11 protein-coding genes are annotated in these 16,217 nt (G+C 51.7%); all 11 read left to right on the top strand.

The genetic code is table 11. The features are described from left to right. The first annotated feature begins 613 nt into the window (after window positions 1–613). The 11 genes from ENN66_06105 to ENN66_06055 all read left to right on the top strand — a co-directional run bounded on the left by ENN66_06105 (window position 614) and on the right by ENN66_06055 (window position 16,142). Window positions 614–2,755: a bacteriohemerythrin gene (locus tag ENN66_06105; protein ID HDS16173.1), complete on the top strand. Its 2,142-nt coding sequence runs from the start codon at window positions 614–616 to the stop codon at window positions 2,753–2,755. A 519-nt stretch (window positions 2,756–3,274) separates the two neighbouring features. After that, entirely contained in the window at window positions 3,275–5,254 is a 1,980-nt protein-coding gene (locus tag ENN66_06100) for a (Fe-S)-binding protein (protein HDS16172.1), read from the top strand. Continuing rightward, on the top strand, window positions 5,247–6,311 hold the full coding sequence (locus ENN66_06095) for a hypothetical protein (GenBank protein HDS16171.1): 1,065 nt from the start codon (window positions 5,247–5,249) through the stop codon (window positions 6,309–6,311). Before ENN66_06100 ends, ENN66_06095 begins: the two co-directional genes overlap by 8 nt. A gap of 8 nt (window positions 6,312–6,319) precedes the next feature. After that, entirely contained in the window at window positions 6,320–6,946 is a 627-nt protein-coding gene (locus ENN66_06090; protein ID HDS16170.1) for a 4Fe-4S dicluster domain-containing protein, read from the top strand. Further along, window positions 6,934–7,833 (top strand): hypothetical protein, encoded by a 900-nt coding sequence (locus ENN66_06085; protein HDS16169.1) that lies wholly within the window; start codon window positions 6,934–6,936, stop codon window positions 7,831–7,833. The genes ENN66_06090 and ENN66_06085 overlap by 13 nt, the downstream gene beginning before the upstream one ends. 27 nt (window positions 7,834–7,860) lie before the next feature. Next, entirely contained in the window at window positions 7,861–10,164 is a 2,304-nt protein-coding gene (locus tag ENN66_06080) for a hypothetical protein (GenBank protein ID HDS16168.1), read from the top strand. Window positions 10,165–10,406: 242 nt separating this feature from the next. Continuing rightward, window positions 10,407–11,033, top strand: coding sequence for a hypothetical protein (locus ENN66_06075; GenBank protein ID HDS16167.1), 627 nt, complete (start codon window positions 10,407–10,409; stop codon window positions 11,031–11,033). A 91-nt stretch (window positions 11,034–11,124) separates the two neighbouring features. After that, a complete protein-coding gene (locus ENN66_06070; GenBank protein ID HDS16166.1) occupies window positions 11,125–12,318 on the top strand; it encodes a CoA transferase in 1,194 nt (397 codons plus the stop codon). 88 nt (window positions 12,319–12,406) lie between these two features. Beyond that, window positions 12,407–13,420, top strand: coding sequence for a class I SAM-dependent methyltransferase (locus ENN66_06065; GenBank protein HDS16165.1), 1,014 nt, complete (start codon window positions 12,407–12,409; stop codon window positions 13,418–13,420). A 199-nt stretch (window positions 13,421–13,619) separates the two neighbouring features. Further along, window positions 13,620–14,804 carry an acetyl-CoA C-acetyltransferase gene (locus ENN66_06060; GenBank protein HDS16164.1) on the top strand — a complete coding sequence of 395 codons (1,185 nt, stop codon included), beginning with the start codon at window positions 13,620–13,622 and terminating at the stop codon, window positions 14,802–14,804. A gap of 57 nt (window positions 14,805–14,861) precedes the next feature. Continuing rightward, window positions 14,862–16,142 carry an acetyl-CoA C-acetyltransferase gene (locus tag ENN66_06055; protein ID HDS16163.1) on the top strand — a complete coding sequence of 427 codons (1,281 nt, stop codon included), beginning with the start codon at window positions 14,862–14,864 and terminating at the stop codon, window positions 16,140–16,142. The last annotated feature ends 75 nt before the right edge of the window (window positions 16,143–16,217 follow it).

Genomic DNA, 16,217 nt, shown 5'->3' with positions numbered 1-16,217 from the left:
GAACATAAAACGCTGGAAATTAACGGTGCCATGTGTTAATAAATACAACTATTGGGCCGCGGTCAGAAAACCGCTCTCACTTAAGTCATGACGGAGGGTGACTCAGGCCTGCGGGTTCCGGGAAAGCATGGCCTGGTGGTCTATAAGAAGACCTTTGACCTTGGGGACTTGCAGATAAGCTAAAATAGAGCCGCATCGTCTCAGGTTTGGATCCGCCTGGAATTCAGGCCGGGCCGCTGAAAACCAGGTGACTTCCAGCCATTTTTAGTTTTGAGGGTGCTCGGTGCTTTTCCGTCAGATCTCGCGATATTTCGTCGTCCCCCCACCTGCAGCGCCTGAAGCCCATTAAAATTGCTGCTTTTTGAGCGTGCTGGCGCGAGTTCAGCCATCGGGGGGCGCGGGAAAACCAGAAGCTTTAGCCTTGGAAGTGGAGGGCAATCATTTTCAGCCTCCGGGAACTGAATCTCTCCCTCAGTTTGCCATTGCGGCCACCCAGGTGAAAGCCCATTAGTTTTTGAGCTGGTGTGTTTGGAAATTACAAGGTTGGTATGATTAATTCAATCCATAAAAGTTGTATGATATCTATTTGCTGGTTTAGCGGGAGGTTTTGGTTATGCGTTTAAAGCTCAGTCGTCAGATTTTTTCTGGTTTGATTGTGATCGGCGGTTTGTTGGTTGTGCTCGGCGCTGTAGCCTATATTGGGGTCGGCGACATGACTCGAATGGCGAATCGCTCCCTGGAGGCAGTGGATACGATTACCCGGCTTCAACGAATGGAGATAGATCAACTCAGATTTACTGGCGAGGTCGAACAGACCCTGCTTCAGGATTATACTCCAGGACTTGTGATCAAGGTCGAAACCGACGATCACCTTTGTAATTTTGGCCGGTGGCTTTATGGTGAACCGAGGAAAGAACTTGAAACGCTCTACCCGGAATTGGCGCCGATTCTGAAAGACTTTGAAGAACCGCATCGGATTTTGCATGAATCAATCAAGGAGATTAACCTCAATCTGATTGAGGCCGAGGATCTAGAAGGTGCAAAAAATGATTATCGGGCCCTGACCCAAGATGCCCTGCAAAGTGTTGTCAAGGTCTTTGCCCGATTAGATGAAGCGTTATTTAAAATCGAAAAGGATGCGCATCACAAGGCGCTGACAAAACAGGGGCAGGTTAAGTTTCTGGTGCTGGGCGTGGCGATAGCCGGGGTTCTGATCGCTCTGCTGGTAGTCTTTTGGGTGCGCTCCGGTTTCGTCCGCATCATGGGCGGTGAGGCCGAGGATATGAATGAGATGCTGACTAAAATCGCGGACGGCGATCTGCGTGTCAAGATCGCCGCCGGAGCCCGGCCCGGCAGCATGCTGGCGGCCATGGCGGAGATGAAAAATGGGTTGACCGTCATCGCTGGAGATATCTACGCTGGGGTGGAACAGCTGACCCTGGCCTCAGCTGAGCTGGCGACGCTGTCCGAAAAACTGGGCGATGCTTCCGGAAATGCTTCGGGCAAGAGCAACACGGTAGCGGCCGCGGCCGAAGAGATGAGCGTCAATATGAATTCGGTCTCCAACGCCTCCGAAGCGATCGCCGGTAACGTCAACATGGTGGCGGCCGCGGCCGAAGAGATGACTTCGACGGTGGCGGAAATCGCTCAGAACACCGAGAAAACCCGCGCAATCAGTTTGGCTGCGGTGGAGCGCACCCGGCAGGCCTCGGAAAAAATTGACGAACTGGGACGGGCTGCGCAGGAGGTCGGCAAGGTTACGGCGGTGATCAATGATATCTCGGAGCAGACTAATCTGCTGGCTTTGAACGCGACTATTGAAGCGGCCCGGGCCGGTGAAGCCGGTAAAGGTTTTGCCGTGGTGGCCAACGAAATCAAGGAGCTGGCCCGCCAGACTGCTGAGGCGACTCAGGATATTCGCCGGATAATCGAGGAGATTCAGGGCTCGACCGGAGCGACTGTGTCTGAAATCCGGGAAGTAAGCAGCGTTATTGAAGAGGTGAGTGAACTTGTAACCACGGTGGCGGCCGCGATTGAGGAACAGTCCGCTACCACTCGGGAAATCGCCGGCAGCGTGGCCCAGGCTTCCCATGGCATCGCCGAAATCAATGATAACATCGCCCAGAGTTCAACGGTTGCAGGAGAAATCTCTTCCGATATCGCCGAGGTCAGCTCGATTGCGGCGGAGCTCAGTGAAAGCAGCGCTCAGGTCAACAACAGCGCCGCCGATTTGGGAGGGCTCAGCGAGCGGCTGAAAAATATTGTTCTGCGTTTCAGGCTGGAGCGGCCGGCAGAAGTTGCTAATTCCGTATCGACGTTCGCAAAAACTCAAAGTGGTGGTGAGATCGCGGATCTGATGCCCTGGTCTTCAAGTTTTGAAAACGGGGTCGCTGAATTTGATCGGCAGCATCACCGGTTGGTGGCTTTGGTCAATGAGCTCTACAAGGCTATGAAAAGGGGGGAAAGTCGTGACGTTGCCGGGCAGGTCCTGGATGAGCTCGTAGATTATACGAACACTCATTTTGCCGATGAGGAAAGGTTGATGGTTGAATGCAAATATCCGGATTATGACAGGCATGTCGCTTTGCATCGCGACCTGGTCGCTAAAGTGGTTGACTTTCAGAAAAAATTTAAAGCCGGGCAAAGCACTCTTTCTCTGGATCTATTGACTTTTCTCAAAGACTGGCTGATCGGTCACATCAAAGGAGTTGATCGAAAATACGGACCGTTTTTCAACGGCAAGGGAGTTTTCTGAAATCGCCTTTCGGGTTTTGCGACTTATCGTTCACTTTCGTTGTAAGGGAACAGGAACATAAACTGAGATGGTGCCTGTTTGCGACCAGCGGCTGTTCGTAGGGTGCGGACTGAAAGATCCGCTTGGGTGCGGTGGGGCTGGTTTCCGCATTATAGTTGAACAAATATATTTTGCATTGAAAATGAGGGCGACAATTTCGTCCTCGTTTTTTTTCTTACATTTAAACGGCGGGGATGAAGTCAGTGTTTTTCGTATGAAGTATACAGGTTGCCTCTTGACAAAGCTTTCGTGCTTATGTTAACAAGCCCGCCGTAATCTTCAGATGAGTGGTTATTCATCGATGATTGAGTGAATCTCGCGGCCCGGACCTTTTCAGGGTTTTGAGGGTTCGTTGTAATTTTTCGTAACAAAAGCTGTTAGGCCGGGTGAAAAATGATGCCCCGGCATTAGAAAACCAGCAGCTCAGAATTTTTTGTCAGGTTTCCGGTGCCAGCTGCCGGAGTAGGGGAAAGAAAGGCTATGCTGAATTCACTTGATGCATTGATTATCGGTTTGAGTTTAGTGCTTCTGCTTTACGGAAGCGCCAGGAAAATCGCACGGTGGCGGGTTGGTGAACCGGAAAGCCGGAAGGGGGAGGCCGGCAGTCGTTTTGCGGCCATGATCGCGTCGGTTGTTGGTCATGACCGGATTATGGAGGAATCCTGGCCCGGCTATATGCACCTGTTCATTTTCTTTGGTTTTATGGTTCCATTCCTGGCCGTGGTTTTTGCCCAGCTTCACATCGCTGCTCTGGCACCTGCGGCGGCTGGTGGTATATCCCTGGTTCTCGATCTGATCGGCGGATTGGCTCTGATCGGTCTGTTGATGGCGGTTTACCGGCGCTATGTCCTTGAAGCCGAGCGTCTTGACGAACGAGGGAACGAGGATGGCCTGCTTTTGCTCTGGCTGTTTTTTATTTTTCTCAGCGGTTTTGCGGTGGAGGGCCTGCGTCTGGCGATAACCACTCCGGAAGGAAGCTGGTTCGCCCCACTGGGATCCCTGATTGCCTTCGCCCTTTCTCCCTTCAGTTCCGGCTTTGACGGACAGACCATCGGTTGGGTCTGGAGGGTTCATTTTTACGCCGTCATCCTGCTTGTCGGCACCATGCCGTATACCAAACTTTTTCATGTAATCAGCGGTATTCTCAATAACTACTATCGTTCGACCGGAGCCAAAGGCGTCGTCAGCCTGCTTGATGTGGAAAATTCGGAGACTTTCGGGGTCGCCCATGTCCATCAATTTACCTGGAAACAACTGATGGACAGCGACGCTTGTATCCGTTGCGGTCGTTGTCAGGACAATTGTCCCGCTTATCTCACCGGCAAACCGTTGACACCCAAAAAGCTGGTCCAGGATATCCGTCAATGTCTTTACGATAAAGCCGCGCTTATCAAAAAGAGGCGGTCAGACGGAGAAGATCTTACCTGGGGGCTGCCCGATGACGAAAAGCCCTTGCTGGGCAGTTATGTGAGCGAGGACGAAGTCTGGTCCTGTACGACTTGCCGGGCTTGTATGGAAGTCTGCCCGATGTTCGTCGAGCACATTGACAAGGTTGTCGATTTGAGAAGAAATCTGGTTCTCATGGAGAGCAGTTTCCCTGTCGAAGTCCAGACCGTGTTTAAAAATTTCGAGAATAACAGCAACCCCTGGGGCCTCGGCTGGGCTGATCGGGGCAACTGGGCGAAAGGCAAGGACGTTACTACTTTCGCGGAGAACAGTGCGGTTGATTACTTGTTGTGGGTTGGTTGCTCAGGCTCTTTCGATGACCGTTACAAAAAGGTGACAAATGCTTTTGTCAAGGTTCTGAACGCGGCAGGGGTTTCGTTTTCGATTCTCGGTGCTGAAGAAAAATGTTGTGGCGATTCAGCCCGGAAAATGGGTAATGAATATCTCTATCAGACGCTGGCCATGGAAAATATTGAGACCATGAACGCTTACGGCGTTAAGAATATTCTGGTAATGTGCCCGCATGGTTACAACACTCTGAAGAAAGATTACCGGCAGTTGGGCGGACACTACAATGTCATGCATCATACCGAATTTGTCGCGCAATTGCTGCGTGAAGGGCGCTTGCAGTTGAAACGTCCTCTGGCGGTTCGGGCGGTTTATCATGATTCATGTTATCTGGGGCGCTACAATGAGGTTTATGAGGAGCCGCGCTCGATTTTGCGTGAGCTTCCCGGGCTAGAATTGGCGGAGATGGAACGCCATCACAAGCGTGGTTTCTGCTGCGGAGCCGGAGGCGGGCGCATGTGGATGGAGGAAACCCTGGGTACCAAAATCAACGATAACCGGGTCGGCCAGGCATTGGCGCAGCATCCGGAAATCGCGGTGACCGCCTGTCCCTTCTGTATGGTAATGTTTGAAGATGGGTTGAAGTTTCATAATCGGGAAATGGACGTCAAAGTTAAGGATGTGGTTGAACTGGTTGCGGAAGCCCTGGAGGTTGGGGATGTTTAGGAAATTGATAACGCAGGTGGTTCCGGAGAAGGGGCGGCTGCGCGTGAAGAATCGTTGGCTTTTCTGGAGTGTAGGGCTGAGTTTGGTGCTCGGCGGACTTTTCCCCGCCGGGCAGGTGCGGGCAACCACGCTGACGAATGCCTCTGCAGAGCCGGTTCTGATGCTCGAGGAAGATGGCCTGCTGCCGATACCGCTTGAGGTGCCCAAACTGAGAACGACCGAAGAGTGTATGAAATGTCACAAGGAACCTAATCTGGCCTCCGGGCGGCTTGATGGTTCCCAGGCTCTGCTTCAGGTTGATGCCAAAATTTATCAGCAAACCCTGCATGCGCAAAAGCTTGAGTGTGTCGATTGTCATGAAGACGCCGCCGCGGCTCGGCATTGTCGGAGCGGCTTCGCCAAAGTGAACTGCCTTGCCTGTCATTCGGATAGCGAGGGACTGTTTCCTCTTGGAGCCCGGAAACGACTGGCTGAAAAAGGTATCAAGATACCCAAAAGAAAGCTCATGACCGATAGTTATTATCTGCAGACCAAACACGGCAAGGCTTTACTGGCCGGGAAGAAGGATGCCCCCAACTGTTACGACTGTCATACCCGGCACTATATTTTCGGTGCTCGTATAGAACAATCCACGGTCAACCGGGCCAACCTGACAGAGACTTGCGGCGTCTGTCATAAAGAGAGGAAGCTTTCAACCATGCTTGAACGGCTTTCAACCTTTCGTCTGGAAGCGCATCGCAAAGGAGATTTAAGTTTCGATTATGATCGGGGCAATTGTCTTGATTGTCATCAGGGTGAAGCGGCTCACGGCGAAAAAGTCAGCGAGGCTCCCTGTGCCCGCTGCCATGACACTAAACGCACGGAAAAGGAGATCTCCTTGGCCGGTCTGGGACCCTTTCATCTCTATCCTGATTATGAAAAACAGTACCCGGTCTGGTGTCTGCGTAATTTCTACGGGTTATCGGTGTTACTTCTGCTGGTCGGAGCCGCCGGGGCGCTCCTGCTCTTCGTGTTATACCGCTCGGCCGGCTATTATCGTAAAGAAGGAGGCGAGTGAGGAAAACCATGTCCAATTCGCATCAGAAAAGAGATAAAAACCTGCCGCGCTGGGGGATGGTAATCGACCTGAATCGCTGCGTCGGCTGCCATACCTGTGAAATCGCCTGTAAGATTGAAAATGATGTTCCATTGGGGATCTGGCGCGCGTGGGTCAAGGAAATTGAAAAGGGTGGATATCCGGATGTTGTCCGGGCTTTCCGACCGACACTCTGCAATCACTGTGAGAATCCGATCTGCGTCAAAGTCTGTCCGGTTAATGCCGCCTGGCAACGCGAGGACGGTATCGTTATGGTCGACCCGCATCTTTGTGTCGGTTGTCGTTACTGTATGTCGGCTTGTCCTTACGAGGTCAGATATATTCATCCCCAGAAAGGGATGATCGATAAATGTGATTTCTGCAGTACCAGGGTGGATGCTGGGCTGCAGCCGAGTTGTGTTGAGGCCTGTCCCAGCAGTGCGAGGATTTTCGGCAATCTTAACGATCCCAAGAGCGAAGTGGCCAGACTAGTAGCGACCGAGGCTGTGGCCACCCTGAAACCGGAAATGGGTACCGGTCCAAGAGTCTATTATATCGGACTTGATCCGGCGACGATGGAGATTAAGCGGGAGGCTAAACTGATATGGGAAAAGTAGTTTTCGATGTTCAATATCAGACCACTCTGGCCTTTCTGATCTCTTACTATTTCTATTGTACGGGATTAAGCGCCGGATCTTTCATGATTTCCACGCTTTCTTACGGCTTCGGTATGAGCAAGTTTAAACCGGCCAGTAAAATGGGGGTGGTCGCGGCGGTAATCCTGTTGCTGCTGGCGCCGCAGTTCCTCCTTATGCAGGTCGGCTGGCCGATTAAATCGGTTTGGAACCATTTCGTGTATTTAAATCCCGTATCGGCTATGTCATATGGAGCCTTTCTATTGATGCTCTACCCGATCAACTCGATAATCTACGGTATTTTCATGTTCAGGGGGAATATGAAAATGACTAAGATTTTCGGCCTGATCGGCATTCCTATGGCCCTTTCCGTGCATGGTTATACCGGCTGGATCCTGGCCCTCGGAGTCGCGCGAGATTATTGGAATACCGGTCTGATGCCGATCGTTTTTCTGTTTTCGGCCATGGTTTCCGGAATCTCGATGATGATTCTGCTGATTATGATTCGGGATCGTTTTTTTACCGCCGAAAAAGTCATTAATGATGAACTTATCGGTAGTCTGGCTAAACTTTTGGGCTGGCTGTTGGCGGTTGACCTCTTTCTGGTTTTTTGTGATTACAGCGTTCTCCTGTACTCCAAGCTGGAGGCTCAGGAGGTAGCGCACTTCATGTTGTTCGGCAAGATGTCATTCTGGTTTGTGATCGTTGAAAACCTGATCGGAAAAGTGATACCCATGATAATTGTCATGATTCCGGGAATGCGCCGCAGCTATTTCTGGCTTGTAGTCGCCGCCGTGATGAATATGGTCGGTATTTTGGCCATGCGGATCGTTACCGTGTATGGCGGTCAGGCCATTCCCCTGATGTAGGGAAGTCTTGCAAAAGGACGTTTTGAGATGAAAATAGATCGCAGAAATTTTTTGAAACTGGGGGCGGTCAGCGGCGGTGCCCTGGCCTTGCCGGATACATTAAAGCTGGCGGAAAAGTATCGTAAGCCGTGGAATCGTCAGCAGGCCAGGACCCTGAGGAAATTCAGAAATCCAATGCCGACGACCTGTGGGCTTTGTGAGAATCGGTGCGGCTTGATATCTTATAGAGAAGGGGATCGGATTGTGATGTTGCATGGCAATCCGGCTCATCCTCTCAATGAAGGTAAACTTTGCGCTCGAGCCTATGGCCAGCTTGATCGGCTCTACGATCCGGATCGGATTTTACAACCCAAAGTACGAGATGGCGAGCGCGGCAGTGGTAAATGGCGGAATGTCAGTTGGGCTGAAGCCTATCGGCTGATCGCGGAAAAGCTGACACCCTACAAGGCCGCCGGCGGAACCGGAGTGGCCCTTTTACTGGGGCGCAGCGAGCTTATGGAGGAGCGTTTGCTTGAACTCTTCCCTCAGGCGCTGGCGGTGGAAGATTTGCCTGATCAGGCCCTGAAGAAATTGCGCCTGCAGCTTTATGGAGTGAGTGGCTGTCATCGTGATTTTGCCGGCAGTCGTTTCATTCTTAACTTCGCCGCCGATCCTTATATCAGGGGATCGCAGATGTTGACCGATATGCGTCAGCTGATTGCCGGACGAGTAAAGAACGGGGCTAGACTGGTGACCGTCAGTGGGCGTTTAAACAATACCGGAGGCCGCAGCGACCTCTGGTTGCCGGTGGCTCCGGCTGATTACGGGACCTTGGCCCGCTCCCTGGCTTATTGTCTGCTTGAAAGTGGTCTTTATGACGCCCGCTCCCTTTCCCGACAGAGGCTTAAAGTCGATGAATTAAAAGCGCTGCTGAAAAGCTATCAGCCGTCCCTGGTTGCCGACCGGATTGGTTTGCAAGAAGGTCAGATCACGGATCTGGCCCGTGAAATGGCGCGTAAAACCCCGGCCATGGCGATTTATGATGAGGAATTGCTGTCGGCCCACGATGGCTGGCATAGTGCGGCGGCCGTAGAACTTTTGAATGTGCTCCTCGGCAGCCTGGGACGTCCCGGAGGATTGTATTATTACAGCGAAGAGGACGGACTGGGCTCCGGTCTCGGACGGTGTGCCGGTCAACGTGAACGAGAGCGAGTTTCACTGGACTGGTTTGCCGACTGGCTGCAAGGCAAGGGTAACCGGCCGGCGGTTTTGAGCTATGCCTGCAATCCCGCTTTCGCGACCTTCAGCGGACCCTATTCCCATGTGTTGTGGCGCAATCCGTATAAAGTTCCCTTTCATCTGGCAATTGATACCCATCTCACTGAAACTTCGGTTTTTGCAGATATTATTCTCCCGGCGGCGACTGAACTTGAGGGTTGGGGGGTGGCGGATATGCCCCTGGCCGACGGTCGTCGAGTTCTCTCGCTGCGCCAGCCGGTTTCGCAGCTGGTTGATGAAATTCTGCTTTTACGGCAGGCGAAGGCGAACAATCTCGATTTGTTTGCGACCCGGCGGCAGCCGGTCGGAGAGACTCGGGATTTCAACCAGATTGTGCTGGAACTGGAAAAGGTTCTCGCAGGTGAGAGTGAGAACGCGGCTCCGAGGTTCAAGGCTTGGCTGGAAGAGCAGTTTTCTGCCCCTCAATTTGCCGCCGCCGGGATCGCTTGGCATAAATTGCAGGCCAGTGGTTTTCAGTGCTATCAAGACAAGTTTGAAACGGCTGATTTGAGGCCATCGCTTACCATCAGCAAATTTGCACCTTTTGCGAAGTCCCTGGAAATAAGCGCAGAGGATAACTTTACCCTGATTCCTTACCGTTGGCACGAACTTGATAATTTGACGGCCAATTCAAAGTATTTATCCGAGTTAAGGCACGATAATCCCTTGTGGATTCATCCTCGGCGGGCTTTTCGTCTGGGAATTTCGGAGGGTGACCTGGTTCAGGTTAAAACTAAAGCTGGTACCCTGGAAGTACGAGCCTGGCTCAGCGAAGCCATTCATCCTTCCTGCGTGGCGATTGCCCTGGGGCTCGGTCATACGGAGATGGGGAAGGTTGCCAAAGCCCGAGCCATTGCCGACAGTGATCCCATGACCCGTTCGTTGCTGATACATAATCCGATTCATTTTACCCCATTTTCCTTTCGTTTGCGCTCCTGGGATAAGGTCGAGCCGATCTGGTGGCAGGAAAAAGGAAATGGCGTTGATATCAGACGTATTTTTAAAAGCGATAGAGACCGGGAAAATTCCGGCATGACTACGCTTGATACGACGGTGCGCCTCAAAAAGGTTTGATTGGGTCGACAAAAAAATTTCAACCGGCGGGTTGAGTCGATTGGTTGGAGAAAGTGGAATAACCATCCTGTAAATCTTGGTTATCTCCGAAACTCTAAGGATATTTCGGTGGCTTGGCCGCTGACTTTTTTACAGAACCGTAACCAGCAAAGTTGTGCCTTTCTGGCGTTTAGCCGCAGTCACTTGAAGAAGTTGCTGGGCTGATACTCCGTAGCAGAAGGATGTGATTAGGTGAAAAGCGTATGAAGATTGATTTCAGCTTCTATAGTGATCAGCCGGTCTGGTTGAAGACCAGTTTGATAATCGGTATCGTGGTTTCAGTGATAGTTGGTTTTTTTGCGATTGCTCGTTACACTGATAAGGATGATGGACTTTGTCGTAGTTGTCATCCGACAATCCATGAGCTATGGCACTCCTCTCAGTCTCATCCGGCCGCCAAAGTGACCTGCTATGAGTGTCACACTAAACCTCTGGGCGCCTTTCCTGAATCAGGCAGCAATCCGATTGTTCATTATCGGGACAAAATCATTCCGGTGCATTACAACAGCGGCCGCTCGGTTTTGAATGAAAACTGCCTACGCTGTCATTCCGAGATTCCTAAATTGCAGGAGGTTAAAAGCACGCGGATTGTCAAGATCTCCCATGCCAAGCATTATAAGGCCGAAAAAGTCAAAATTGATGACTGCATGGTCTGTCATTACGCGGTAGCCCATGATAAATACGCGATTGCAACCAACCGTCCGAGAATGCAGGGCTGTTTTCTGGGAGAATGCCACCAGGCTGACACGAAAGCTGATCGTTGCGAATTGTGTCATTTTGTGAAGTTGGTGGAAAAAGAAAAAGTTCTTGAAAAAATAGAGGAAAAATAGTAGGGCGGCGGGGTCATGATAATGAAGAAAATGACCCCGTTTTTCAGATCCTTGCTTAACAGTTAACGTTAACTGACTTTGGAGCCCTCTGATGATGTCTGAAAATGTTCAATATGATCTTCTTCAGGGTCTTAAAGTTTTGGATCTTACCCGGCTTTTACCGGGACCTTTCTGTAGTATGGTGCTCGCCGATTACGGCGCTGAAGTTCTGAAGGTTGAAGCCCCGGGCGAGGGTGACTACTTACGGGGCTGGGCTCCGTTGGTAGATGGTATCAGCGCTTTTTTTTTAGCGGTCAATCGCAATAAAAAATCTCTGACCCTGAATCTTAAGTCGACCTCCGGTCGAGAACTGCTACGTCGGCTGGTTCTTGAGTACGATGTATTGCTGGAAAGCTTTCGCCCCGGGGTGATGGAGCGTCTGGGTTGCGGCTATCAGGAACTGCGCGCCCTGAAGCCGAAACTGATTTACTGCTCGATCACCGGTTACGGTCACAGTGGACCGGAAGCTTTCAAGGCCGGTCACGATCTTAACTATATGGCGGAAGCCGGGGTTCTCAATACCACTGCCAATCGCGAAATCCCAAATCTTTCCGGAATTCAGGTGGCCGATGTTGCCGGCGGGGCTCTGACCGCGGCCGGCGCGATTCTGGCCGCTTATGTCAGGGTGCTGAAAGGCGGCCCCGGAGCCTTTCTGGATATTTCCATGACCGATGGTTTGGTCAGCATGCTGCCTCTGCTTTCCGCATATCATTATGCCCTGGGGCTGGAGCCGTCTCCGGATACGACGATTTTTAACGGGCAGCTGGCCTGTTATCAGATCTACCGGACCGCAGAGGGGCGGGAAATTGCTCTCGGCGCTCTCGAAGAAAAATTCTGGCGCAATTTCTGCGCTGCGGTTGGTCGGGAAGACCTGATTGCCGGTGATCATCAGGAGCCGGCCCGGCAAGAATATCTGAAAAGGGAGTTGGAGGTTTTGTTTGCCGCGCGTTCGGCCCAGGCCTGGCGAGAGTTGTTGGCCGGCCGTGACACCTGTTGTGAGGTGTTGCGCACCATGGCCGAAGTCCAGGCTGATCCTCATTTTCAGTCCCGTGGGATGTTCTGGCGGCTTCCTTTGCCTGATGGGCGTTATCTTACGCAGACGAATTGTCCGGTGATGCTTGACGGCTTCAAGCCCTCCGCGCACCGGCAAGCGCCGGGTCTGGGAGAACATACAGATGAAATCCTACTTGGCCTGGGGCTCAGCGCCGAGGAAATAGCAGATCTGAAAGCAGCACAGATTGTCTGATTGTAAGTTGGTGGCATGGAAATTCAGGAGACGTGGTATATACATAGCTCATTTCTGAAATAAATTAATCTCCACGTCATTTGGGTGCATGAATTTACCTGCGGCCAGTGACCAGATTAAGGTGACGCTAATAATGATACCAAGACTGAAACAGCGGGCAATCGATTTTATTCAACGGCACGCCGTTGTCGCTGGAGGACCGGAGGGCAATGATTTTACCTTTGGAACCCTGGTTTCAGCCCTGTCCATAAATTCGGAAGAAAATGGGTTCGCCAAGCTCAGTGCAGCTGAAAAATATCTCGGCGGTGAGGTTTATACTTCCTTTGCTTCCCTGGAGTTAAAGCCCAATCTTGAAGAATGTCTCGCCAAGGACAATTATCCTTTGCCTTTGACTGTTGACCGAGAAGGGTATCATGGTGAGAGACATTATGATTTCTGGTTGAGCGGTTTGCTTGATTATTGCTTGATAAAGCAGCGGGCTTCAGCCCATGGCTTAGAGCTGGCAGTTGGGTCACGGATTTTTGACTTTGGCTGTGCCACCGGCAGGGTGTTGCGACATTTTGCCGCCCAGGAAAATGGAATTGAAGTCTGGGGTAGTGATATCAATGGTCGTCATGTCGAATGGGTGAGACGGTATCTTCCTGGAAAGATAAGGGCTTTTCAGAGTACCAGTTTGCCTCATTTGCCCCTTGAGGATAATTATTTTGACTGTTTATATGCTTTTTCAGTTTTTTCTCACATAGATTTGCTTGAACATGCATGGTTGTTGGAACTCAGGCGCATTCTGAGAAAAGGAGGCGTCGCTTACTTGACGGTTCACACTGAAAATACCTGGAAGGGGATGAAAGCGGGAGATGGGATTTATGATGCGCTGGTCGATGGGAATCAATATATTGCAGAGTACGATGTAACCCCATCCTTTCTCGCTTCTCCCATGCCGAAAGACAGAATGGTATTTACTTATAAAACAGCTAAAACTTATAACAGCAATGTTTTTTTGAGTACAAAATACCTGGTTGATGTCTGGGGAAGATATTTTGATGAAATTGTAATTTATCCCGGCGGTCATAACTATCAGGATGTGGTCTTGCTGAAAAAATAGTTGGAGGCGAGAGCGCTGCGCCAAAAATATAGAGTAACCGGTTCGAAATTTAGTCCTGCGCCGTTGATTTTCGGTTTGAAAAAACTAAGGAAATGAACTGATGAAAAAGCTTGATTACGGTCCGCAAGGCCCGGGTTTGGGCTGCGGGGCTCGCTTCCGCATTAGAAGTCAATAGTTTAGTGTTCTTGAGGAGATTAAAATGGTTAAGGATGTAGTCATTGTTGCGCCGCTGCGGACGGCGATCGGAAATTTTCAGGGCGCTCTGTCCTCTCTCACGGCGACCGAGCTTGGAGCTCTGGTCATCAACGGCGCCATCGAAAGGGCCGGCCTTGATAAGAACCTGGTTGATGAAGTAATTATGGGCAACGTCGTGCCCATCGGGCTGGGCCAGAATCCGGGTCGCCAGGCCATGATCAAAGCCGGTTTGCCCATGGCCGGCGGTGCGATTACGGTTAATAAGGTCTGCGGATCGGGTTTGAAGGCGGTGATGCTGGCTGAACAGGCGATCAAGGCCGGGGATGCTGAAATCATCGTTGCCGGCGGCATGGAAAGCATGAGTAATATTCCTTATTATATGCCTGGGGCCAGGGGCGGATTGCGCATGGGCAACGGTCAGCTTGTCGACTGCATGGTACATGACGGTCTCTGGGATGTGGTCAATGATTACCATATGGGCTATACGGCCGAGCTGGTCAGTAAAAAGTTTTCCGTTACCCGTGAAGCCATGGATCAGTATTCCATCGACTCAAATGCCAAAGCCTTGGCCGCGATAGAAAATAACCTGTTTGCCGATGAAATTTTGCCGGTGATGATAGCTCAACGCAAGGGTGATCCTTATGCCTTTGTTACGGACGAAGGACCGCGGGCGACAACTCTGGAAGCCTTGGCTAAATTGCGTCCTGCTTTTGATCGTAATGGTATTGTTACCGCCGGCAACGCCTCTAAAATCAGTGACGGGGCCAGCTGCATGCTGGTCATGAGTGCCGCTAAAGCTTCTGAACTTAAATTACAGCCTTTGGCCCGGATCGTCGCGCAAGGGGCGGCTGGGGTTCCTCTGGAGGACGTTCTGGTGGCTCCTATCAATTCGATCCCGAAGGTTTTGCAAAAGGCCGGTCTTGCAATCAATGATATCGATCTGCATGAAATAAATGAGGCTTTCGCCACCTCTAGTGTGGCTATCATCAAGGCACTTGGCATTGATCCTGCCCGTGTCAACGTCAACGGTGGCGCCGTGGCCCTGGGGCATCCGATTGGTTGTTCCGGAGCCCGGGTTCTGACTACTTTGATTTATGCCCTGCGGCGTCGGCAGAAACGTTATGGCATGGCGTCGCTTTGTCTGGGTGGCGCTGAGGCGGTATCCATGGTTATAGAAAATCTGGCTTAGTATTAAGCGAACCGTTATCTGAGCTCAGTGACAATCATACTTATAGGAGATGCGAAAATGCGTGAAGTAGCAATCGTCAGTGCCACCCGGACTGCGATCGGAACCTATGGCGGCAGCCTTAAGGATATTCCGGTGGTTGATCTCGGCGCCACCGTTATCAGGAATGTTCTCGAAAAGATCGGTTGTCGTCCCCAGGTCGGAGCCGATGTCGCCGCTGCCCGCCCTAAGGCCTTACAAGGCCATGATTGTGAAATCGGAAGTAAATATGGCGCGTGGGAATCGGCCCTGACCGAATTGCAGGTCGATGAAGTGATCATGGGAAATGTGGTTGGGGCGGCGCAAGGTCAGAACGTTGCCCGCCAGGCCATGATTCGGGCGGGGCTTCCCTGTGAATTCGGTGGGTTTACGATTAACAAGGTTTGTGCTTCGGGTTTGAAGGCCGTGGCTCTGGCGGCCCAGTCGATTGCTCTGGGCGAGGCCGAGGTGGTAATCGCCGGCGGCATGGAAAATATGAGCCGGATTCCTTATGCCCTGCCGACGGCCCGCTGGGGGGCGCGAATGGGGAATGTCGAAGCCGTCGACCTGATGGTGCATGACGGACTGTGGGAGATTTTTTACGGTTATCATATGGGATTGACGGCAGAAAATATTGCTGAGCTTTATGGTATCAGTCGTCGTGAGCAGGATGAACTCGGCGCCCTTTCCCATCAACGGGCCCGGGCCGCGATCGCTGCCGGCATGTTTACGGAAGAGATTGTTCCGGTGATGATTCCTCAACATAAAAAGGATCCGCTTGCGTTCTCCATTGATGAACGGCCGATGGATACCACGGTCGAAAAAATGGGGCGGCTGCGCCCGGCCTTCAAAAAAACTGGTACGGTTACTGCAGGCAACGCTTCCGGTATTAACGATGCTGCGGCCGCTCTGCTTTTGATGACCCCGGGAAAAGCGGCGGCCATGGGCCTGAAGGTTAAAGCTGTAATCAAAGGTTTCCAGTCAGGCGGTCTTGATCCCGCGTACATGGGTCTGGGTCCGGTGCCGGCGATCAAACGGCTGTTGTCAAGGCTCGGCATGGGTCTGGAGGCGATCGATTACTTCGAGCTCAATGAAGCCTTTGCTTCGCAGGCGATTGGTTGTGTGCGTGAGCTCGGAATTAGTATGGATAAAACCAATATCTACGGCAGTGGAATATCTCTGGGTCATCCGATCGGCTGTTCCGGAGCCCGCATTCTTGTGACCCTGTTGAACGTTCTTGAAAGAAATGATGCCGAGCGTGGTCTCGCCTCTCTTTGTATCGGCGGTGGTCAGGGCGCGGCCATGGTGGTTGAAAGACGCTGATCTGGCCGCCGGCTGGAGTTTAAGTTATATTCAATTTCATCAGCCTGTATGCAGTAGGTTTTGCAGGCGGTTTGC

The organism is Pseudomonadota bacterium (assembly GCA_011049115.1).
In the GTDB taxonomy this organism is placed as follows: domain Bacteria; phylum Desulfobacterota; class Anaeroferrophillalia; order Anaeroferrophillales; family Tharpellaceae; genus DSCM01.
This window is presented reverse-complemented; position numbering and strand designations above follow the sequence as displayed.